Below are 20,476 nucleotides of genomic sequence, written 5' to 3' on the forward strand. Positions count from 1 at the left end.
AGCGGATGTTCTCGCCGTTTCAGGCGTCAGCAACGTGGACCAGCGGACGGTACGGTCGCACGTCGTGGGAGATTCACCGTTCGGCGTGCGGTTGTGGCGCCTGTTGTCGCAGCGACGGCCTACGTTTGACACGTCGATCGAGCAGATGCGGGTCGTCCTGACCCGGGAGGCAGGCGTCCCGAGCGAGGAGCTCGCCGCGGTCATCGACAACAGCGCTGCGCCGGGACCAGACCTCGTCCGAAAACTGGCGCCGGCACTCCGTATCCATACCGCCGACCTTTTCGTCATCGCCGGGCTGCCGGTGCCGGATGACCTGGCCTCGGCCTGGCCAACGTCGCCGTGGAACGTGGGTTCGGTCGTCCGACGCGCCGCCCGGATGGACGCAGACCAGCGGGACCGGCTGGCGGCGCTGGTCAGATCCCTGCCGGTGCAGCCGCCGGATAGATCCCAGCCGGCCGACGACTACCCGGACACCCCTGGAGCGCTACTGCTGCGCCTGCTGCGCAACCGCAACATTCGCCCACAAAACGCACAGATCCTCCAGGTTGTCGGAGACGGTCCGTACGTCTCTGACTCCACAGTCGCGATGCTGGGCCCAGGCAAGGTGACCATCACCCCGCAGTACGTGACGGCGTTCGCGCACCTGCTCGGCTATCCGCCCGGCGACATGGTCGCGCTGACCGGGATCGGGCCGGTCGTCGAGGAGGCGAGGGTACACCCAGCGAGCGCGGAGATCGCCGCGCTGGCCTGGAGTGCCCGGCTGCTCAGCAGTAAGCAGTTGAGCCAAGTGATTGAAACGGCCGATGCTATACGGCACGCCTGAATCTCCGCTGTGGACGCCCTCAACCTAACGTAACTCGACATCGATGCCGCTGTCTGCGGCATGTGCGTGCACACGACTCGTGCGCCTGTGAGGGTGCATCCTGCGGTGGGTGCCGCTATCAGGGCGATTGGTTCCCGATCGCCGGGGGTGGCGGTTACTCGCGTCCCACGGCGATAACCCGTGCCCGGTCGCCGTTAAAGTCCGGGTTGAGGCGGTCGGCCAGGCAGGACCGGTGCGCGGCGAACGACGCACATCCCGCTTTCTCGCTGCTGCGCACATCGACAGTAACGCCGTCGCCGCCGGGGCTGAGGATCGTGAGCTGGCCGCAGCATCCGCACGGCCAGCTGAACTCGCGCAGGTCCGCGGCACGCATCGTCAGGCGTATCCAGACGGGCGGGTGGTACCGGCTGATCTCTTGGACGACCGCGTCGACCTGCTCGCCTACCGGCGGGTACTCCTCGGGCAGTGCCCGAGGAGCGCCCGACGGGCTGTCGATGAAGCCGGCGTCCACCGACGCGCCCACCGTTTCATGTCCGAGGACCTCGGCCATGACCCCCCAACGCTCATGGCTCATGACCCTCGCCCGGACAGCGGTTCCCACCACCAGGTCACCGCCAACGCTGTCGAAACGCTGCATCGGCTGATCGTCGCGCACCGCCTCGTCAGCGGCACAGCCGGGGGCATGCCCACTCCAGTCGGTGGGCAGCCCCAACGACGGCCCAGATACGACTTGCAGCACGTCCGCTCGCTCGGCGGCAGATGCGCGCACGAGGGCTGGCCTCAACACAGCGTGGGGGCCTCCGTTCCTGAGATGCGCCTCCTACGCCAGAATGCCGGATGATCCCTGCGTGGAAATCACCCAACTGCTCCAGGCGGGAGTGACCAACCCGCACCCCGATCAGGCGGCCAGTGCCACCTGGCTGGCCATGGTGTACGCCAGCACCAGGGCACTCGGCGGTGTGGTCACCCCCTCGGCCGAGGAGCCGATGACCGGCCGAAATCACTACAGGGTCGGAGTGCGGCTTCGTGATGGCAGGCCCATGAGCATCCTCTTCAACGCTGCGGCATTCCTGGTCGCTGGAGCCGAACGACAAGATCCCCACATGGTCGACGCGGTGTTCGTTGACGTCCCCGGTGGGGAGATCTACCGCCGCGCAGCGCTGCGGCTTGCCACCGCGGCAGAGCTGAATCAGCCGCTTGAAGACCGACACCTAGATCTTCTTACCGAAGAGGAACGCCAGGATGCCGCCTACCACCAACCGAGTCGGCTCGGTGACCTGCTCTTCAACTGGTTCGACTGAGCTGCCCCTCCGCGCTGGCCATGCGGCATGTGCGGATGTCCCGATCGGCGCTGCAGGAGTGAGCGACAGGCAGATCTTCGAGGCCTTCCAGGGGTCGTATGCTCTCCGGATCGTGGACAGAGACGAAGACCAGGGCGTCACCGGCCCTGCGGTGGTCAGGTGCATTCAACGCGCCTACCTGACGGTGGCGCCTGCGGGGGATGCTGATGGGTTGGACTTCGATCCGGCACACGTAACGCGGCTGGTCGGGCTGGAGCCCACGCGGGTTCACATGCGCGGCGAAGCCTTGGGGCCGCGCGTGCGCAGGTCGAGCGGCTGGTACGTCGACGTGCCGCAGCGGGATGAGTACGACACTGAGCTACTTCTCAGGGAGTTGCTCGATGTGATCGAGCCTCACGCCGAAGGGCTGGCGCACGCCCAGCAGGTGCTGGGACTCCGGGCGGGGATCAACGTCGTGGCCGAGATGCGCTCTGGACGAGACAGAGCCGGCGACATCCGGGTGACGACTCCCGCTTTCCACCTCACCGCGGCGACGATGCGGCGACTGGCTAGTGCTCTGACCACGAAGGTTCGCGGTGTTCGATGACACGCCGTCCGGCCTGGCTGACGGACGGCATCGCGGCCATCAGGCTGTGGCGGTGGCAGAACCCGTGCGCGTCCGGCGGCTCAGCGACCAGGAGGGTCAGCAGCTGCTGAGGATCACCCGTCGTGGTACCGGCTCGGCAGTCCGATTACGGCGGGCCATGGTCGTGCTCGCTTCAGCCGGTGGGAACACCGTGCCGGCGATCGCCCGGCTGGTGCAGGCGGATGAGGACACGGTTCGGCAGGTCATTCACCGGTTCAACGAGATGGGCATGGTCAGCCTGGACCCTCAGTGGGCGGGTGGCCGTCCCCGCCTGATCAGCGACGATGACGAAGCGTTCATCGTCGAGACGGCCAGCGCCCGCCCGGAAGCACTGGGGCGGCCGTTCACCCGCTGGAGCGTGCGGAAGCTCGCCGACTACCTCACCGGCCATGCCGCCCGCCGAGTTCGGATCGGCCGGGAGCGGCTGCGACAGATCCTGCATCAGCACAGGATCACGTTCCAGCGGACGAAGACGTGGAAGGAGTCCACCGACCCCGATCGGGATGTCAAGCTGGCCCGCATCGAGTACGTCACCGCGCATTTCCCGCAGCGGGTGTTCGCCTTTGACGAGTTCGGGCCACTGGTCATCCGTCCGCAGGCCGGTGCCGGGTGGGCGCCGTCAGGGCATCCGCAGCGGCTGCCGGCGAACTACCACAAGTTGCATGGGGTCCGGCAGTTTCACGGCTGCTACAGCGTCGGTGACGACCAACTTTGGGGTGTGGTCAGACGTCGCAAGAGCGCCACCAACACCCTGGCCGCGCTCAAATCGATCCGGGCCGCACGTCCGGACGGGGCGCCGATCTACGTCGTCCTCGACAACCTGTCCGCGCACAAGGGCACCAAGATCCGGGCGTGGGCGGCTCGGAACAAGGTCGAACTGTGCTTCACCCCGACGTATGCGTCCTGGGCCAACCCGATCGAAGCGCAGTTCGGCCCGCTGCGGACCTTCGTGATCGCCGGCTCCGACCACCCGAATCACACCGTCCTGACCCGCAAACTGCAGGCCTACCTGCGCTGGCGAAACGCCAACGCACGCCACCCCGACGTTATGGCCGCCCAACGCCGCGAGCGCGCCCGTATTCGCAGCGAACGCCAACAAGTCTGGCGACAGCCGACCACACGTGCTGCCTGAGCGTCACGCGCCGGTTGGCCGCCCCACCTCGCCAAGCGCATCCAGTAACCGCTGCCTCGCCTCCTGCAGCCGGACCGGGTAGTCCGGCCTGAACACCTCCACCAGCGAGGTCTCCAGCGCACCCGAGATGCGATACAGCGGTGACCACACCGCCCGGTCACGATCGACCAACTCGTCGAAATCGGCAGTGCCCATCATCCGATGAAGCCAGTCCGAGAACACCAACGCCTCGTCCCGGCTCAGCCCGATCATGAAGTCATCCTCCGCCACCGCGCCGAGGCTACCGTCCGCTCAACACCGCGAACGTTCGTGGTCAAGGCACTAGCCTAGACCTGTGGCTCGACTGCGATCAGTACGTCTACTGACAGGCGACGCCCGTCGTGCCCACCTTCACCGAAGCCGACGACAGTCGACCGTACCTCCGAACCCTCAACGCGGCCATGAGGGCCGGCGTAGCGATACAGGATCGAACTAAACGCGATGCGGTCACCGGTATGACCAGCGATGATCCGTCGGTGGGAAAGGTGCGCGGGGCCGATGGTCTGCGCGGCCGTTTCGAGGGCGCGTTGCGCGACCTGCGGGGGCGGCGCCTGACGTCGGTCGACTACTGGGACGTGCACAACTTCGGCCCGGATCGCGCGCCATGGGACTATGGCGACTGGCATCACGCCGTCATGGGCGTGCAACTCGGCACCGACCTCGGCGCCGTGACCGTGACCTGGACCGACACGTTCTACCCCTATGGCGTCGAGGTCTTCCACGAGCCGATCGGACATCACCTCGTCCTCGGCGAATCCGGTCCGGCCCGCGTCGGCCCGGATGTCGAGGGCCAGAGTCGCTGGGCTCCACTTCTCGGATCAAGGGTGCACAGCACGGCCTGCCACTGGGAGCAGTTCCAGATCGGGCCGAGCGGGCGGGCGAACGGCAGCATCGCCGCGCCGGCGCATTCGGTCGACGTGCCCGTCGCGTTGCGCCTGGATTTCGCGGCAGGTTCGATCTGGTTCGTCGCTGCCATCCCGCAGCTGCTCGACCCGCAGGGCGTCTTCATCCCCGGCGACGAAATCATGGTGGTCTTCTCCGCCGAGAAGATGCGCGACCTGGGCTTCGAGGACCCCGCGTTCATTGGCCCATCCCCCTGACCAGCTCGACCAATTCAGCCGCACCCGAACCCGTGCCCGTAGGGTCGCCTGATCAAGGGGTTCGGTCGGGCGCAGCCGTCACGACAGGCGGCAGAAGAGGATGTGCGACGGGTAAGGGGCTAGCGTGATTGAGTCATGCGCTGTATCGGTGGGAGTAAGAGGAATTCGGTGACTATGACGGACGCGTTGGATGAGACGTGGAGGTGGGCCGCGTTGGACGATCTCGCAGTCATCTGGAACCGTGCCGCCGACTACGGCGCTGACGGTCAAGCCCCTGAAGGAACACCGCCAGGGATTGCGCACCTTTCCTTCCTGTTACGTGTCTACAACTCGGCCATGGGCGGCGGCTTGGGCTTCGCCGTGGAGGTCAACGAGCCTTTCCGCTTGAGACGGGCGATCGACGCGATGCGATACTTCCGCCTGTCCGAGCTTGCTGACCTCCTGACTGACGTCTTGAACCATGAGTCGGACATCGAATACGCTGGATCGCGGGAACGTCAGTTCTATGACCTTCTCGGACCAGCGGAGGAGAATCTGGATAAGGCATTCAGAGTCAGAGCGGCCGAGACTCCAAGCGACTTCGGTCTTCGATAGAGCCCGCCGGGCTCAGGCCGAATGTTATGCGATCTGTGCACTTATCTCGGCAGATCCGGACACCACCGGGGCTCGGCAAATGTCACTATGGGTAGTCGATGAAGTCTGTGTGCTGGCGGCGACTCGGCCGGTCAGCCCGCCGATGAGCTTGCGGATGTCGATGGCCGTTGTGTACTCGCTGGCGTACGCGGTTCTGCGCTGCAGCCCGTACGCCGACAAGAGACGCCGCAAAGACGAAGGACCGATCTTCTTCCTCGCGCCGGTCGTTGACAGGCGGCTCCGGCGACGAAGGACCTCGCGGCGAGGGGCCGGATGCGACATCGCATCCGGCCCCACGGGGCCGAGGCCTACGGCTGCCCGATCAGCGGCTGCGCGGCGGAGGGAAACCCGTAGGCGGTGTCCCAGGGGAAGCGGCCGTGCCGGTCAGGCCAGACAACCTGCTGCAGGCGGACGCGGTCGGGGCCGTAGCGGCCGATCGCGCCGCCCGGGTGCAGCTGCTCGGTCGGGTCGCCGTCGATGATGACCGCGTCGTATCCGGCGATGAGGTCGCCGATGCGCTGACCGTGACGGAAATGCTCGGCCTTGTCGTAGACCCTGCTCGCGAGGTCGTTGAGCAGCGCTTGGGAGGTAGCCGGGTCCAGTCCGGCGATGATCAGCTCCGGGTAGTCATGTGCGGTGAGCCCGACGGTGTAGGCGAAGGGTGCGGTGTCGGCGGTGTCGTCGTCGCTGGGGACGACGAGAGTTACCGCCCAGCCCACCCTGTCGATGATCTCGCCTTGGCGGTACAGGAAGTCATCTATGCCGGTCACGAGGAACGCTCCTTCATTGGGATGCGGGCAGCGGTGGCCAGCCGCGCGGCTCGTGCCGCACCCGCTCCGCGCATTCGTTGGTGTGGTTCGTTCAGGTAGAGGTGCTGAAGTCGGATGGACCCTGCTCGGGCGGGTCGACCTCGACGAAACCGAAGAGCCGTGCGATGAGTTGCAACGCCTGGGTGTCGTAGCGGTCGGCGAAGCCGCGGCAGATCGCCGGTTTGACCTCGGGATGCGTGTAATGCGGAAGCGTCGAGTGGCAGATGATGAAGGACTGCCTGGTTCGGGCTTCAGTGACAATGTCGTGTAGCCGGCCCGGGGTGAGATGCATCTTGTTGCCTGGCGCGAACACGCAGGTGTCACACTGTCGCGATAGCAGCCGTGACTTGCCCAGCTGAGGGTCGCCGACGCTGAGGTCGCCGCCATCGGCGTCGTCCGGGTCGATCGCGGGTGCCATAGGGTTTCTCCTCTCCTTGTGAAGCATTGGGGCGCTGTTCGAGCGGCTGGTCTGTGGGGCGAGGCTTGCTGGCGGTCCGGACCTGCACCGCAGGTGCGCGGGGGCGCGACCAGCGCGTTAGCCGCGGGCGAGCCGGATAGGTTCTGGCAGCCTGCAGCCGACGCCGTTGCCCGTGGTTGCGGCATCCGCGTCCGAGGCCCCGGTAGCCCGCGGTGGTAGGGCGCAGGGCATGAGGCGCCGAAGCGCGGACAACGCCCGTGACTTGGTGAGGCGTCAGTCGCCGGTAGGACGGAAGGACCGACTGCGGCGCCGGGTGGGGAGTCAGCGCGGGTTGTTAGGCGGCGTGCGGCGCCGGCATCGGCCGTTGCGGCGGTGGGACCGGCTGGATGGGCCGGAACCAGCCGGCGAACCGCGCCGCCGCGCTGGCTGGAGCAGCGATCTTCGCTCGCCCTCGGGCGAGCACTTCGCCTCGGGTGGCCGCGTGGCAGGCGCGGCGGGCGTCGCGCGCCGGCGGGCAGGGGTAGGCCTCGCCGGTGCAGCGCAGGTTGGCGCAGCGGTCCGGCCGGTGGGGATCAGGGAGGTGGGCAGACGCGACGTCGGCGGCGAGCAGCCACAGCAGGACGTCGGTGACGTCGCGGGGGATGCGGCGGCGGTGCGGCTGCGTCATCGGCGTTGCCTCTCGCGGATTGTCGGCTCGGGTGGCCGCCACCCAGGCCAGCGGTGTGGGCCGCTGCCGGGTCCGCCGGGGTGGCGGCAGCCACGAGTGACGCTCGACTTTCCCGATAGATCAAGTCGTCGAGCGGGTGAGCCTGAGCTTCAGCCAAGGAGGGAGCGGCCGCAGTGGGCAGGAAGCATTCCAGCGCCCAGCGCGCCGACGGCTCGGCAACGCCCTGTCCCGGGAGGCTGGACGGCCTGCGGCCGCCCGACGAGCAGATCCACCGCACCATGCGTGGCCCGCAGCAGTCTCCGGCCTGGAAGTCGGCTGGTAGCGGCGGACCCCCCGGAACCTGCTGTGTGTGGGATTTCCGCACTTTTCTCGGGAGCCGCGCGGTGATCGCCTCACCCCCACCGTGGTGAGCGGGGCCAGCCTCACAGTCAGAGGAGACCCGCTTTCCCCGGGTAACCGGGATGCGCTGGTTACCGCGGGCAGCCGGGCCACGGGTCGGTGGGGTCAAGGTCGCCCGGGTCGGCGTTGTCGCGTTCGTTGCCGTTCCACTCGATGCGTGCCTCGATTTCGGCGCCGGCGAGGGCGGTTTCGATTGCGGCTTCGGCGGCGTCGAAGGCGTCATCGCTCGTGCCGGCCGTGAGCTCGGCGAGGACGGTCAGGGTGAGGCGGACCTGCCAGCGGCGGGGCAGCAGCGGCAGGTCGACGACCTCCATGACCCGGTTGGCCGCGTCTATGTCGATGTCGTGTTCGCTGACCGCCTCGCGCAGCGCCTGCCACATCTGTCTGCGGAGCTGCGTCAACGATTCGCCGATTGCGGGCGGCGGCTGCGGGTCGCTGTGGTTGATTCCGGCAGGTTGAACCGGCACCACCCGGGCAGGTTCTTTGGGCACCACCTGCAGTCGTGATTGATCGGCAGGTGTTGATGGTTAGCTTCTTTGGGGACCAGTCTGGCGAGCTGTCACGATCGGCATCTTTATTGGGCACCAGGTTGCGACGCGGCCCGAGGTTCGGATGTGGGTCGCTGCGCTGCGTTCGGGCTGGAGCTGGTTAGTATCGGGCCAGACCGGGTTCTTTCAGGCCGCGCTCCCGATGCGGGGTCTGAGGGACCCGGCTCTTTATGTGAGGGTGGAACGCGGCGGCGCCGGGACGGTTCGTCCCGGCGCCGTTGTTCCTGCCGGGGCTGTCAGCTGCGGTTGCGTTCGAGGGTGCTCTGAAGTCGGTAGGAGTCGTTGCCGGTCTCGACGAGGTAGCCGTTGAAGGTGAGGCGGTCGACGATGGCGGAGCAGAGGCGTTCCTCGGTGAAGGTCTTGTCCCATTCGGAGAACGGGGCGTTGGAGGCGACGGCGATGGCTTTGCGTTCCTCGCGTTCGGTGAAGATCTGGAACAGCAGTTTCGCGCCGGTGCGGTCGAGGTTGAGGTATCCGAATTCGTCGAGGCAGAGCAGGTCGTAGCGGGAGTAGCGGTAGAGGGTTTTGGACAGGCGCTTCTCGTTGTGGGCTTCAGCGAGTTCGTTGACGAGGTTCGCGGTGGTGGTGTAGCGGACCTTGAGGCCGTGTTCGGCGATGGCGGTGCCGATGCCGATGAGCAGGTGGCTCTTGCCGGTGCCGGAGTTGCCGACCAGGACCAGGGGTGCGCCGGCTCGGACCCAGGCAGGGTTGGCGAGGTTGTTGACGTAGACGGCATCGACCTGGGGGTTCTTGTCGTAGTCGAAGTCCTCCAGGCGTTTGGGCCGGTGGAACGCGGCGTCTCGGACGAGGCGTTGTCTGCGCCGCTCGTCACGGTCGGCGATCTCGGCGCGTAGGAGGTCGAGCAGGAAGCCTTTGTAGTTGGCGCGGTCGCGCAGGGCCTGTTCGGCGATGTCGGCGTATCGGTCGCGGATGCTGGGCAGGCGCAGTTCGGTGCAGGCGGTGTCGATGGCGGCGTCGATCGGGTCGATGCCTGGGGCGGACTGGCGGGGCCTCGGGGTGCGGGACACCTTGGCGGTGGAAGCGGTCGCGCTCACGCGGATGTGCCTTTCGATCGGTGGGACAGCAGCTGGTCGTAGACGCTCATCGGTGGTGGCTTGTGCTCGGTGCCCGAGGGCAACCGCCGCGCGTGCAGGGAGATCACCCGCGCCCCGGCGGGAACTGGCTCGTCGGCCGGCTCGGCCAGGTCAAGTCCGTCCTCGACGCCGTCGTCGACGGGCGCCACGGCGTCCGACGGGTTCGCGGCGACGCCCGCGTCGGCGGCCTTCCGTGCCTCGATCGCGACCAGCTCCGGGCTGCAGGAGCCGGCGTTGACGGTGGCGGTGATCCCGGCGACCAGGGCCGCGTGGGGCAGCTGCCGATGCAGCAGCAGCACCTCGATCAACGCCCGGGTGCCTTCGGCCTCGCCGTGCGCGGCGCGGGCGGCGGCCCAGAACGCGTCGTGCGCTGATGTGAACGACCCCTCGTGCCGGGCTTGAGCCAACGCCGTCGACCCAGCGAGGGCGCCGGGCTTGACCAGCAGGATCTCCAGGTAGTGGTCCAGGTCGTCGCGGTAGTCGTAGCGGCGGGACAGCCGCGGGTGGCGGGCGACGACCTGCCGGCCGTCGAACACGAGGACCTCGTTGGCTCGCAGGCTGACCCGGACCTTGCGGTCGATGAACCGGGCGGGCACCGAGTAGTAGCACTGCCGGACCACGATGCGGGCGTTGCGGCGCACCAGCGGCGTGAGTGTGGTCCCGAGCTCGAAGTCGTCGGCCGGAAGCGGATGCAGCAGCGGCGCCTCGGCGCCGAAGTTGAACCCGATGCTGGCCGGCGCGCCGTGCACGTGCCTGGCGTCTTCGGCGGCGTCGATGGCGGCCAGGCGGTCGTTGAGCTCGGCCAGGGATGCGACCTGCGGAGGCGGAACCAGGTGGTTGCGACGAAACCGGCCGCCCTCATGCTCCACCCCGCCCTTCTCGTGCGCGCCGTCCTTGCCGGGCAGGCAGTAGAACGCGTGGAAGCCGTAGTGGGAGCGGAACACCACCCACCGCTGCGACTCGATCCGGCCGCGGCCGAACAGCACTTGGCGCACCGCGGGTTTGAGATTGTCGTAGCGGATGTGGCGGGTCGGCACCCCGCCGAGGATCCGAAACGCCTCGACGTGGCCCTCCATGAACGCCTCCTGGCCCTGGGAGGCGAACACCCGGTGCACCGCCTTGCCGGAGAACGACATCCGCAGCGTGAACAGGTAACACTTCATCTGCGTGCCACCGACAACGGCGAACGCCTCGGCGAAGTCGACCTCCGCTTCCTCACCCGGCGGGTGGACCTGCGGCACCATCCCGTCAAGGTGCCCACGGCCCTCACGCGCCTCAGCGAGGATCTCCGGCCGTCGTCGAGCGACGTAGTTGCGCACCGTCGAGTACGACGCGTCGGTGAAACCGTGCTCGACGGCGAGGCGCTGGCAGATCCGCTCGATCGTGTGCCGCTGTTTGCGCGGCCCCACCACGTCCGAGCGCAGCATGTCGTCGACCACCGCGAGCACCGGCCCCAGAGCGAGGGGCCGACCGCGGACCGGCGGCTTGCGCGGCGGTGGAACCGCCGACGCCAACGCCGCCCGGACGGTGCGGCGCGACACCTGGTGCCGACGCGCCAACTCCCGCTGCGACACCGACGGATCCGCCCGCCGATCAGCGCGGATGCGCTCGAACAATTGAACACGCGTGAACAACTCGGCCTCCCGATATGACCGAGATCAACCTAAACCGGCCGATATCAACAAGTCGAGCAAGAGCGGCATGCCGGGCGTTTCGCGTGTCGAGCGCGAGTGTGGAACCGATACGGACCTTCACTAGTCACCGGCCCTCATCGGCCGGAAGCTGCAGGTGAAGGCCCCACCCCGAGCTTCCGGCCGGCCGGCGCGCGAACTTTGGTGACCGTGGCGAGTCGCCGTGACCGCGCCTGGTCGGGGCTGCCGGCAATACTCCCGCAGTCGAGCCGGCGGGCCGCCGCGAAAACGGCGGCCGCCGGCCCGTGGGTGATCAGGCGCTGATGTAAACGGAGATCGAGGGGACCATGCCGGCGAACGGCTTGGAGAAGTTCGCGCAGGCGACCCACCAACCGGTGCCGTGAGCGCCAGGCTTGCCCGTGTTCGGGACGTACCGGGTGTAGTTACTGAACGCCGTGGCGGACCACCCGTAGGTCTCCAACGCCTTCGATCTGCAGCCCTCGTTGTACCAGTTCGACTCGTTCGACGACGGCTTGTTGGGGCACAAGTAGAGGTAGAGAGTTGTCTGCACTTGGCCCGCCGAGTCGTTGCAGTAGCGCAGCTTTGCGATCACGCCTCCCGCGCCGGACGAGACGTGCGGCGCGTCCATGGTGATGTTGCACGGGGCTTGCGCGGTGTCACTGCTGGCCGATGCAGGGGCGCTTGCGGCTCCCGAGGCCAGCACCACGGCCAGCGCCACAAGCAGGCGAACAAGCCACGCTCGGTGGCCCACGTTCGCGACAGAGCTCGTTCCGTTGATCATTTCGGATTTCCTCCCCGTCGACAACAAAGCCGGCGACTGTGAACTACGCCGTCGGCCATCGACACTGCTCGTGAGAGCGACCAATGTCAACGCCGCCTGTCTCAGAAGGCGTCATATCCGACCTGCTTAACCTCCAGGAGAAAATGCTCATTCATCAGCTAATGATTGGCCGCACGGGGATCTTGGCCGGCCGGTCGAACGATCATTTCCCGTAACGTACCTACCCGCACGCCGATCCCGGCAAGTGCCTCCGGTACCAGCGTGAGAGCGACCTCCAACCCCCCCCAGGGCTGCTCGTGAGGAACCACCACGGTCGCACCGGTCGCTCGATAAGCTCCACCATCCTCCAGATGAGCATGAGCATCCTCGACAGGCGACCAACTTTTCAGTAGACGCGACACCTCATCAAGAGCGCCGGCAGGCACATCCGAATGCGCCTCATAAGAGATCATCACCTCCCAACGACCCACCATGTCGCCCGACATCACTCCACCCCATTTCGATGATCTTCAACAGCACTAATAACTCACGATTAGTGAACCACTCGCGCAGCCTCACGCGCACCGGCATCTACGGCGTGAGGTCGCCGAGAAGCGGCTCAATGCGCTTCAGGCCAGACGTCGGCGAGCGGAGCGTCGTGATCGACGCCAGCGACTCATCCGACCGAACACCCCGCCCGAGTGGTCCGGATCGCCAACCTTCAGCCCGCGCAACGCACGCCCGGTGGTGCCGAAACAACCTGTCGATCAAGGCCACAGTCGCCAAGATGGCACCAACTCTAGTTGTCGATCTTCAGCACCGACATGCTGAGCACCAGCGACCAAACACCACTCGGTGGTGCCCAAAGAACCTGCCCGGGTGGTGCCGGTTCAACCTGCCGGAATCACTGTGGTGGTTACGCAGGTAGGCCTGGATCTGGGTGGTGGTGTGAGTGAGCCATCCCAGCGGGGCTGGCTGGCCGGGGTGGAAGGCGTCCCACGCATGGCGCAGGACGGATTCGAGGCTCGGGGGTGCGGCAGGGGCCGCCGTCGGTTCGGTCATCAGGTCCTCCGGTGCGTAGCGTGCCGGCGCACCCGCCGCCCGGTCGGGGCGGCGGGTGCGGGTGTCTGGCTCAGGGCGTCGAGTCGGTGGCGTCGCCCGGCGACTCGGCGGGGTTGACGCACTCGGGAATCGGGAGCACGGCGAGGTCGGTGCGGATCAGGGCGCCGCAGGTGTGTCGTAGGGCGGCGGTGGCCTTGTCGTGCTGGGTGAGAGCGGCGGTGAGGGCGTCAGCGACCCGGTCAAGCCGCTGTCGTAGCGACAGAACGGTGTCGGCGTCGCTGCTGGCGTGGACGTCGCAGAGCAGGTTCGCGGCGTCGGTCAGGGCGGTGATCTGGGCGCTGGTGGCGGCGATGGTGCCAGCCGCGGCAAGCAGCGCGCACAGCTGCTCTGGGTGGTGTGCGTAGGCCTCGGCGAGCTGATCAGGGTCGAGGGCGTAGCCCTGGTCGTGCAGCAGCCGCTGGACGTCGAGGTGTAGAGCGGACATGGATGTCTCCAGACGGGACGGGCGCGGTCAGGCGATGGTGGGCTGGCCGGGGTGGGGCCAGCCGTCGAGCACGGACGGGGGGAGCCCGGCGCGCAGCGCCTGGTCGATCAGCCGGGCGAGGGTGTAGGCGGGGTTGGCGGCCAGGGCGCGGTCGACGGCGATGGAGGCGAGCGCGCCGTCGCCGCGGCGCCACGCGGCGAAGGCGAGCAGACTCGCCGGTGCGGCGGCGAGCGGCGGGTGCGCGCGGCGGGTGATGTCGGTCCACATGGCGACGTGCCAGGGCTGGGCGTCGGTGGCCTGCCAGGCGACGTCGCGGATCGCGGGGACGGGCAGCAGGACAGTGAGCCAGGCCAGCTCGTCATCGGTGAGGGTCTGCTCGTCGGCGTAGCGGGCGAGCATGTCCCGCACCGCCTGTTCGCCGGCGCGGATCAGGCCGTCGCGTCCGGCCTCGCTGATGAGGGTGCGGCGGCGGGCTCGGGCGTGGGCGGTGGCGCGGGTGACGGCGACGCGGGCGTCCCCGGTGGTGGGGGCGATGCTGGCCACGAGCGCGGCCCGGTCGGGTAGGGCGTGACGGCCGGCGACGATGGCGTGCATGGTGATGTCGCTGCGCTGGGGGTCGAAGGGCACGCCGTCGGTGGGGCAGCAGGCGGGGTCCTGGCAGAGGTAGGAGAAGTAGCGGCCGTCGGTGACCCGCAGCGCGTCGAAGACGTCGATGTCGGTGGCGGCCAGCCGCGGGATCACGGTGTCGATGGTCGGGGTGACGGTGGCGGCGGGGCCGTAGCCGACGGCGATGGCGCGGGTGGCCGCGGCGTTTCGCAGCATGCGGAGCTGCGACAGGATGTAGTCGTCGGCCCAGGCGGCGACCTGGCTGGGCTGGGGGAGGTCGGCGCGGCTGGCGACGGCGATCCGGGTGCCGGTGAGGCCGACGATCAGGAGGCTGTCGGTGGGGTGGAAGCCGAGCAGGTAGGGCACGGCGGTGAGCAGGTCCGCGGGCGAGGTGATCGGCAGGCGCGGGTTGTTCGGGCTGTTCACGTTTTCTCCTGTTCTGTCGTGATGGGTCCGGGCACGGCTGAGCGGCCGTGCTCGGCGGTGGAGTGCGCGGGGTGGCCGAGCAGCGGCCAGTGGGAGCGCGATGAGTGATCTCGACCGGTGGTTGTTGGCGTGACGGCTGGAGTTCGGTGGACCGCGAGCCGACACCTCGGCCAGGGGAGAGCCCGGCCGAAGAGGCGGGGTCAGGCGTGCTCGAGGGCGGTGACTGCGGCGTCGGCGATGTGGCCGATGGCCTGCACCGGGTCGGGCACCAGGATGGTGGTGGTGTCGGTGAAGGTGTGCCCGTCCAGGTCGGCGGGGCGCAGCCACAGCACCGGGCAGCCCGTGCGGTGCAGGGTGGTGATGAGGCGTTGGGCGGGGCCGGTGTCGGGCAGGTCGCCGTCGGAGACGACGGCGAGCATCCGCAGCCGGCCGGGCTGGCGCAGCTGCAGCAGCTGGTCGGCGAGTTTCACCGCGTCGGTGAAGGCCGTGCTGCCGCCATCGGCGCGTAGTTCCAGCACGTGGGTGGGCCGTCGCCGGGGCGGGACGAGCAGGGTGACGTCGTTGCCGAAGGCGATGGTGGCGGTGACTGCCTGGTTGCTGTGGGCGGCGTGGGCGAGGATCCAGCCGGCGGATGACAGGGGCGCCGCGTAGGGGTGCATGGAGTAGGAGGCGTCGACGATGACGCCCAGGTGCAGGGTCGGTTTCGGCGGCGGCAGCTGGGTGCGGCGTTGCCAGGGCGTGGCGGTGGGCATGGCGCCGGCGGCGATCTGCGCCTGGGCGGTGATGGCGTGGCGGGTCCGCAGCCGTCCCGGCGGAACCGTGCTGGGCCGCGTGTCGGGTTCAGCGTGGTGGGTGCGGGCGGCGCGCAGCCGGGCGGCGAGGAGGCGGGCCGCCGCACGTTCACCGTCGGTCGGGTCGCGGCGGGTCCACGTCGCGGGCGCGCAGAACCGTTCGGTGATCTGCTGGTCCCGGTATTGCCCTGGTGTGAGCCCGGCGGTGTGGGCGAGGTAGTCGGTGAGCGCCTGGGCGAGCAGGCCGGCGAACACGCCTGCGTCCGCTGCGGGTGCCTGTGGTTGGCGGTGGGGGTCGATGTCGAGGATGCGGCACCACCGCCACGCGAGGTCGATCATGGTGTCGGCGTCGCTGTCGTCGACGGTGTGGGCTTGGCGCCACAGCTGGCGTAGCTGCAGCAGCCGCTTGCGGCCGAGGACGGTGGTGACGGCGGCACGGATCCCTCGGGTGTCCTTAGCGGTGAGGATGCGGGCATCGACCCGCGCCAGGAGCAGTCCAGCGAGGTGGGCGGCGTGCCAAGGGTCGTCGACGGCGACGTCGTCGGGGCTGATCAGGGTGGTGACCGTGTGGCGTAGCCACCGCCGGTCGCCGCGCCGACGGGTGCGCTGTCGGTACTCGATGCGGGACTCCTCCAGTAGCTCGGCGACGGCGGCGACGACGGCGGGGGTGCCGGGCGGGGTGCGCCAGCGGCTGTGGGCGGCGTGCGCGGCCTCGTGTACCAGCAGCCCGTAGGCGGTCGGTACCAGGCGTTTGTGCCCGGCGCGGCGGGGGTTGGCGATGTCGGGGGAGCCGATGTAGGTGGCGTCGACCTCGATGCGGCCGGCGTCGGGGTAGCAGCAGGCGGGTGCGCCGCCGCCGGCGCCGGGGGCGACGGTGACGGTCAGGTCGCTGCGCCCGGCCAGGGTCGGGATGTGCCGGGTCCAGGCGTCGCTCCACACCTGCCAGTCCGGATCACTGGCCGCGGGTGCGGCGGGGCCGGGCTGCAGATGTGGGGATGGATGAGGCATCAGGGGTTCTCCTTTCGGGGGTCAGCGCTGTTTGCCGAGGGTCAGCGCGGTGATGTCGGTGCCGAACTGTTGGCGCAGCGCGGTGAGGACCTGATCGCGGTCGTCGGCGGGGGCGCGGCCGGCCAGGTTGGAGATGGCGGCGGGCAGGCCGAGGGTTTTGCGGACGCGGGCGAAGCCGAGCAGCTCCCGCAGTTGCGGCGCCCAGCCGACGCGCCCGGCGGCGAGGTCGGCGTTGAGCGCGATCGCGGCTTGGACGGCGGGGTTGGGGACGCCGAGGTGGCGGGCGAGGTCCCAATCGGTCGTGACCTCGATGTGCACGTCGAACCGCGACGCCAGCGCTTCGGTGAGGATTGCGCCGTGGACGCCCGGGTTGTGGCCGGCGATGACATAGAACCCGTCGACGGCTTCGACGCGTTCATTGCGGTAGCCGGGAATGGTGATCACCCGGCGGCCGTCCATCGCGGGGTAGAGCACGGCGAGGACTTTCGGCGGGATGAGGGTGGCGTCGTCGACCAGCAACGCCCTGCCGTCGCGCATGGCGGTGACGAGGGGCCCGTAGACGAACTCGAACCCGCCGTCGGGCAGCGGGATGAAGTTGCCGAGAAAGTCCTCCACGACGGTGTCGCCGGTTCCGGCGACGGTGAGCAGGTCGGGGAAGGCGGCCTCGACGAGGGCGGTCTTGCCGGTGCCGGGCGGCCCGTAGAGCAGCACGGGGATACGCTTCTCGCGCAGCCTGCGCAGCACGTCCACGTCGGTGGCGCCCGCGAGCTTGCGGGGGAAGTACAGGTCACCGTTGGGGCGCGTGACGGGCTGCCGCCGACCCGCCCCGTGACGTCCTTGGCGGGGTGTACGCGGGGCGGGCGGTGGCATAGTCCCGGCGGCGTCGATCCCGGCCTGGGTGATCTGGAACCGGTGCGGGCCCGTCAGGTGGGTGGCGTAGCCGGCGGCGGCCATCTTTTTGCACGCTTCGAACACCGCGCCGGTGGACGGGGCGGCGATCGCCGTGGTCAGCTCCCCGACCTTGAACACCCGGTCGGGGTGCGCGGCGAGGTGAGCGGCGACCTGCCGGTAGAGGTAGCCGGGCCGGCGGCCGTCACCGGGATCTGCTGTGGGGGAGGCATCACCGGTTTGCGGGGCTGTGGGTGGGGTTGCAGGGTCCATGCAGGCCTCCTGTGATCTGGGGTGGGGCCCGCGCACCCCCGTCTCCGGGGTGCGCGGGCAAGGTGCGGTGTCCGCGCGGTGGAGACGGGGCGGTTGACGGGCCGGACCCCGGTTGGCAGGGGATGGCCGGCAAGCTCCGTGAGGTGCTCAGCAGGCAGCCCAAACGGGCTGCGGATCGGTGGTGCCGCCGCCATCGGGTGGTGGGCGACGACAAGGAACGCACCCGCGCCGGAATTGATCAAGTCGGTCCGGCAACGGGTGCCCCGGGAGGGGTTATCTGCGGCGGAGGGTGACCTCGCTGCGGGGGCGGCGGGAGATCTGCACGGTCAGCCCGAAGACGCTGCCGTCGGACAGCTCCAGCCATACCCCGCGGTCCAGAGTCAGGACCCCCGCGTCCCGGTACGTGCGCGCCGAGGTGATGGTCACCGGCAGTCCGTCGTCGTGGGTGAGCTGCGGCAGGTCGGCGTCGTCGCACAGCTCGTCCAGGTCGGCGCTGGTCAGCAGGCGCAGGACGAGGGCTTGCAGGAGTTCCTCGTGGGCGTACTCGCCGAACTCGTCCGCCAGGTCGTCAGGCATCAGCTGCTCCCTCCGCCGATGTTCCGGGAGTGCTGGCGGCGGTGGGCGGGTCGGGGATGTCGCCTGCGATGCGGTCGCAGTCGTACGGATGCACCGGCAGCCACGTCCACGCGCGGCCCATCACCATGTACCGGCCGCCGGCGTCGGGGCTGATCCGTTCGACCGCGTCCGGGTCGTCGTGCACGCGGGTTTCGTCGGCGACGATGACATCGCCGTCGAACGACAGCCGCGCCATGGACTCGTCGACCATCCGCTCCTGCCGCTGCCCGCTGATGCCTTCGGCGGCGAGCTGGTGCCGGTAGCGGTCGCGGGCGGCCTGCTGGTCGGCGACGATCGCCTCGGCTACCTGCCGGGTGCAGGTGAACACCGCCCACCCGTTCCACGTGTCCACCAGGATGCCGACGAACCCGACCGGGATCCGCATCTGTCCGTCGCCGTTCGGCGTCCACGCCCAGTCCCCGGCGAAGACCCCCGGCCCGCCCAGGCGCACCCGGTCGGGAGCCAGGTGGCTCATGTCCCGGTCGTCGCTGTGCGGGTGCAGCACGATCCGGCACTGCCGGGCCACCTCGGCTTCGGCGGCGTCGTCGAAACCGTCGCACCACGCCCACCGCGTCTGGTCGCGCCGGCGGGCGGTCAGGTCCTCCCACGCCGGAGCACCCTGCGGGGCGTGCTCGGCATACCGGTCGCGGTCCTCGGCCAGGACGTACCGGTCGACGGTGGGCAGCCCGTCCATGACGGGCGGGTCCACGTCATCGATGCCGGCCAGCACCTGCCGCGCGACGTCGCGGACGTCGCCGGTGGCCCTCCCGCCGATGAGGTTCTGCGCCCACCACACGGCTGCGTCCCAGCCAGCCGCCGTGCCCGCGACCCGCATCGCGTCGAGCACCTGCTCCCAGCTGGCGACGCCAGTAGGGGCGGGGAGCCGGCGGACGCGGTCACCGGCGCCGAGAAGCATCGACAGGCAGGAGCCGCTGTCCCAGTTCACCTCGAGGACCCGCTGGTCCGGGTCGTAGTGGCGCACCGTGCCCTCGTCACCCGGACGCAGCAGCGTGTGCAGGTCGCCGGTGTGCTCCAGCGCCACCCGCTCGCCAGGCTGGTAGGTCATCGGGCCCCCTCCCGCCCCGTCAGGACGGCGTGGCAGCGAGCGGCGACACCGTCGCGGACGGCGTCGGTGAACCCGTCCCGCACCGCGTCAACCACCAGCGCCTGATCGTGGTCGGGCAGCTCCGACCAGCCAGGGGCGCCGGCCGGGACGTGGGCTTGGTAGCGGTCGGCGTCGTAGCCGGCGACGTCGAAGCGTGGCAACGCCGCCAGGACCGCGTCGTCGCTGCTGTCGATGCCCTCGAGGACCGTCTGGGCGGTCTGCGCCTGCTCCGATGCGGTGCGTCCCTCGAGGGCGTGCTGCTGCCACCAGCCCACCGCGAGCTGTCCCTCACGCTCACCGGCGTTCCGCAACGCCAGCAGCACCTCCGAGTCGACCGGCGACACGGCCGCCTGATGGGTGCTACTGGAGGCGGCGCTGGCCGGGGAACTGGCGTACGGGGCTGCGGAAGTGGCCGGGTCGAGCCAGTCGGCGGCGAGCAGCACCCCCTCACGGCGGTACCGGGCCGGCACGGTCTGCTCATTGGTGACCCGGCGCAGCCACCCGGCCAGCGCGGCACGGATCGTGCGGGAGGCGGTGGCGTAACGGGCCCGTGCTTCCCGGGCACGCCGGTTCGCCTCCTGCGCGTTACGCCGGTCCACCTGGGTATGCAGGTCGAGCAGCCACTGGTGCTCCACGCTGCTGATCCAGCCGCAGCCGGGCTCGGTCAGCAGCCGGCGCAGCGCCTCGGCGTAGTAGTCGTCGCCGTAGCGCGGGGTCTTCTCGTGGTGGACCAGGGTGTTCTGGATGTTCTGCAGCCGGCGGCCCAGCGCGACCCAGTCCGTGTGATCCTCGGGCCGGGTCCCCGGCTGTTTCCTGCTGCTGGTGTGATCCGTGTCGGTCACGCTGATGTCCTCTCAAAGGGATGGGGGATCCGCAGCGGGCGGCGCCCGGGGGCCGCGGAGGCCGACGGGATCCGTGGACGGCTGTGATGTGGGGCGTAGATTTCTGTGAGAGTGCTGTTGCTCGATGGCTTGGCCTGCCCGTCGATCCGGTTTCTCGCGGACTTGGCGGTGCTTCCATAACGCCGATCTGACATTTCGCTCGGCAGCTAAGGGCCGCTTCAGGTGGCGGGGATGACCGAGCTTCTTGCTGCCATGGCGATAGTTCTGGGGCTCTTGATATTCCAAGGCGGTGGCATCGTGCAGGGCGGGGCGGCGCTGCCAAGGACGGTGCCAAGAGGCGGAGGTCTAGAGCTGGCAGCGGGTTGGTCCCGTCCAG

General features: G+C 69.2%; 23 protein-coding genes. 6 read left to right on the forward strand and 17 right to left on the reverse strand.

What is annotated here, in order from left to right; genetic code table 11:
- Positions 1-64: 64 nt before the first annotated feature.
- Positions 65-823, forward strand: a complete 759-nt coding sequence (locus tag GA0070622_RS13055; RefSeq protein WP_141684550.1) for an XRE family transcriptional regulator — start codon at positions 65-67, stop codon at positions 821-823.
- A 154-nt stretch (positions 824-977) separates the two neighbouring features.
- On the opposite strand, the gene GA0070622_RS13060 is transcribed toward GA0070622_RS13055, so the two are convergent.
- Positions 978-1,460: a hypothetical protein gene (locus GA0070622_RS13060; protein WP_091573549.1), complete on the reverse strand. Its 483-nt coding sequence runs from the start codon at positions 1,458-1,460 to the stop codon at positions 978-980.
- 211 nt (positions 1,461-1,671) lie between these two features.
- Between GA0070622_RS13060 and GA0070622_RS13065 the strand changes: the two genes are divergently transcribed.
- From GA0070622_RS13065 to GA0070622_RS13075, 3 genes are read left to right on the forward strand one after another with little or no spacing between them, the layout of a single operon-like run.
- Complete coding sequence (locus GA0070622_RS13065; RefSeq protein ID WP_245666206.1) at positions 1,672-2,124, forward strand: hypothetical protein; 453 nt, start codon at positions 1,672-1,674, stop codon at positions 2,122-2,124.
- A gap of 58 nt (positions 2,125-2,182) precedes the next feature.
- Positions 2,183-2,710 carry a DUF4279 domain-containing protein gene (locus GA0070622_RS13070; RefSeq protein ID WP_176710458.1) on the forward strand — a complete coding sequence of 176 codons (528 nt, stop codon included), beginning with the start codon at positions 2,183-2,185 and terminating at the stop codon, positions 2,708-2,710.
- Between the two features lie 52 nt (positions 2,711-2,762).
- The gene (locus GA0070622_RS13075) at positions 2,763-3,881 is read left to right on the forward strand and encodes an IS630 family transposase (protein ID WP_245666598.1); all 1,119 of its coding nucleotides are present in this window, start codon (positions 2,763-2,765) and stop codon (positions 3,879-3,881) included.
- A gap of 3 nt (positions 3,882-3,884) precedes the next feature.
- Here the strand turns inward: GA0070622_RS13075 and GA0070622_RS13080 are convergent, their stop codons facing one another.
- Entirely contained in the window at positions 3,885-4,151 is a 267-nt protein-coding gene (locus GA0070622_RS13080; protein WP_091573553.1) for a hypothetical protein, read from the reverse strand.
- Positions 4,152-4,261: 110 nt separating this feature from the next.
- Here GA0070622_RS13080 and GA0070622_RS13085 point away from each other — a divergent pair, with 110 nt between their 5' ends.
- Both GA0070622_RS13085 and GA0070622_RS13090 read left to right on the forward strand, forming a co-directional pair.
- Entirely contained in the window at positions 4,262-5,020 is a 759-nt protein-coding gene (locus GA0070622_RS13085) for a hypothetical protein (RefSeq protein WP_245666208.1), read from the forward strand.
- Positions 5,021-5,233: 213 nt separating this feature from the next.
- Complete coding sequence (locus tag GA0070622_RS13090; RefSeq protein WP_141684551.1) at positions 5,234-5,614, forward strand: hypothetical protein; 381 nt, start codon at positions 5,234-5,236, stop codon at positions 5,612-5,614.
- Positions 5,615-5,961: 347 nt separating this feature from the next.
- Here GA0070622_RS13090 and GA0070622_RS13095 read toward each other — a convergent pair whose 3' ends face one another.
- The 15 genes from GA0070622_RS13095 to GA0070622_RS13160 all read right to left on the reverse strand — a co-directional run bounded on the left by GA0070622_RS13095 (position 5,962) and on the right by GA0070622_RS13160 (position 20,100).
- Entirely contained in the window at positions 5,962-6,423 is a 462-nt protein-coding gene (locus GA0070622_RS13095) for a DUF4262 domain-containing protein (RefSeq protein WP_091573556.1), read from the reverse strand.
- A gap of 91 nt (positions 6,424-6,514) precedes the next feature.
- Positions 6,515-6,880, reverse strand: a complete 366-nt coding sequence (locus tag GA0070622_RS13100; RefSeq protein ID WP_091573557.1) for a hypothetical protein — start codon at positions 6,878-6,880, stop codon at positions 6,515-6,517.
- Positions 6,881-7,214: 334 nt separating this feature from the next.
- On the reverse strand, positions 7,215-7,547 hold the full coding sequence (locus GA0070622_RS13105) for a hypothetical protein (RefSeq protein ID WP_091573558.1): 333 nt from the start codon (positions 7,545-7,547) through the stop codon (positions 7,215-7,217).
- Positions 7,548-8,017: 470 nt separating this feature from the next.
- Complete coding sequence (locus GA0070622_RS13110) at positions 8,018-8,440, reverse strand: hypothetical protein (protein WP_141684552.1); 423 nt, start codon at positions 8,438-8,440, stop codon at positions 8,018-8,020.
- Positions 8,441-8,730: 290 nt separating this feature from the next.
- The gene (gene istB, locus GA0070622_RS13115) at positions 8,731-9,549 is read right to left on the reverse strand and encodes an IS21-like element helper ATPase IstB (protein ID WP_091573560.1); all 819 of its coding nucleotides are present in this window, start codon (positions 9,547-9,549) and stop codon (positions 8,731-8,733) included.
- The gene (istA, locus tag GA0070622_RS13120; RefSeq protein WP_091573561.1) at positions 9,546-11,222 is read right to left on the reverse strand and encodes an IS21 family transposase; all 1,677 of its coding nucleotides are present in this window, start codon (positions 11,220-11,222) and stop codon (positions 9,546-9,548) included. The genes istB and istA overlap by 4 nt, the downstream gene beginning before the upstream one ends.
- 310 nt (positions 11,223-11,532) lie before the next feature.
- The gene (locus GA0070622_RS13125) at positions 11,533-12,021 is read right to left on the reverse strand and encodes a hypothetical protein (protein WP_091573562.1); all 489 of its coding nucleotides are present in this window, start codon (positions 12,019-12,021) and stop codon (positions 11,533-11,535) included.
- A 158-nt stretch (positions 12,022-12,179) separates the two neighbouring features.
- Positions 12,180-12,506: a hypothetical protein gene (locus GA0070622_RS32020; protein WP_141684553.1), complete on the reverse strand. Its 327-nt coding sequence runs from the start codon at positions 12,504-12,506 to the stop codon at positions 12,180-12,182.
- Between the two features lie 626 nt (positions 12,507-13,132).
- Positions 13,133-13,546, reverse strand: coding sequence for a hypothetical protein (locus GA0070622_RS13130; RefSeq protein WP_091573563.1), 414 nt, complete (start codon positions 13,544-13,546; stop codon positions 13,133-13,135).
- A gap of 27 nt (positions 13,547-13,573) precedes the next feature.
- Complete coding sequence (locus tag GA0070622_RS13135) at positions 13,574-14,578, reverse strand: DUF4192 domain-containing protein (RefSeq protein WP_091573564.1); 1,005 nt, start codon at positions 14,576-14,578, stop codon at positions 13,574-13,576.
- Between the two features lie 200 nt (positions 14,579-14,778).
- On the reverse strand, positions 14,779-16,377 hold the full coding sequence (locus tag GA0070622_RS13140) for a vWA domain-containing protein (RefSeq protein ID WP_091573565.1): 1,599 nt from the start codon (positions 16,375-16,377) through the stop codon (positions 14,779-14,781).
- 21 nt (positions 16,378-16,398) lie between these two features.
- Entirely contained in the window at positions 16,399-17,538 is a 1,140-nt protein-coding gene (locus GA0070622_RS13145; protein ID WP_091573566.1) for an AAA family ATPase, read from the reverse strand.
- Between the two features lie 273 nt (positions 17,539-17,811).
- Positions 17,812-18,114, reverse strand: a complete 303-nt coding sequence (locus GA0070622_RS13150) for a hypothetical protein (RefSeq protein ID WP_091573567.1) — start codon at positions 18,112-18,114, stop codon at positions 17,812-17,814.
- Positions 18,107-19,219: a DUF4314 domain-containing protein gene (locus tag GA0070622_RS13155; protein WP_091573568.1), complete on the reverse strand. Its 1,113-nt coding sequence runs from the start codon at positions 19,217-19,219 to the stop codon at positions 18,107-18,109. The genes GA0070622_RS13150 and GA0070622_RS13155 overlap by 8 nt, the downstream gene beginning before the upstream one ends.
- Positions 19,216-20,100, reverse strand: coding sequence for a hypothetical protein (locus GA0070622_RS13160; protein WP_091573569.1), 885 nt, complete (start codon positions 20,098-20,100; stop codon positions 19,216-19,218). The genes GA0070622_RS13155 and GA0070622_RS13160 overlap by 4 nt, the downstream gene beginning before the upstream one ends.
- Positions 20,101-20,476: the final 376 nt, after the last annotated feature.

This window comes from Micromonospora sediminicola, from assembly GCF_900089585.1.
In the GTDB taxonomy this organism is placed as follows: Bacteria; Actinomycetota; Actinomycetes; order Mycobacteriales; family Micromonosporaceae; genus Micromonospora; species Micromonospora sediminicola.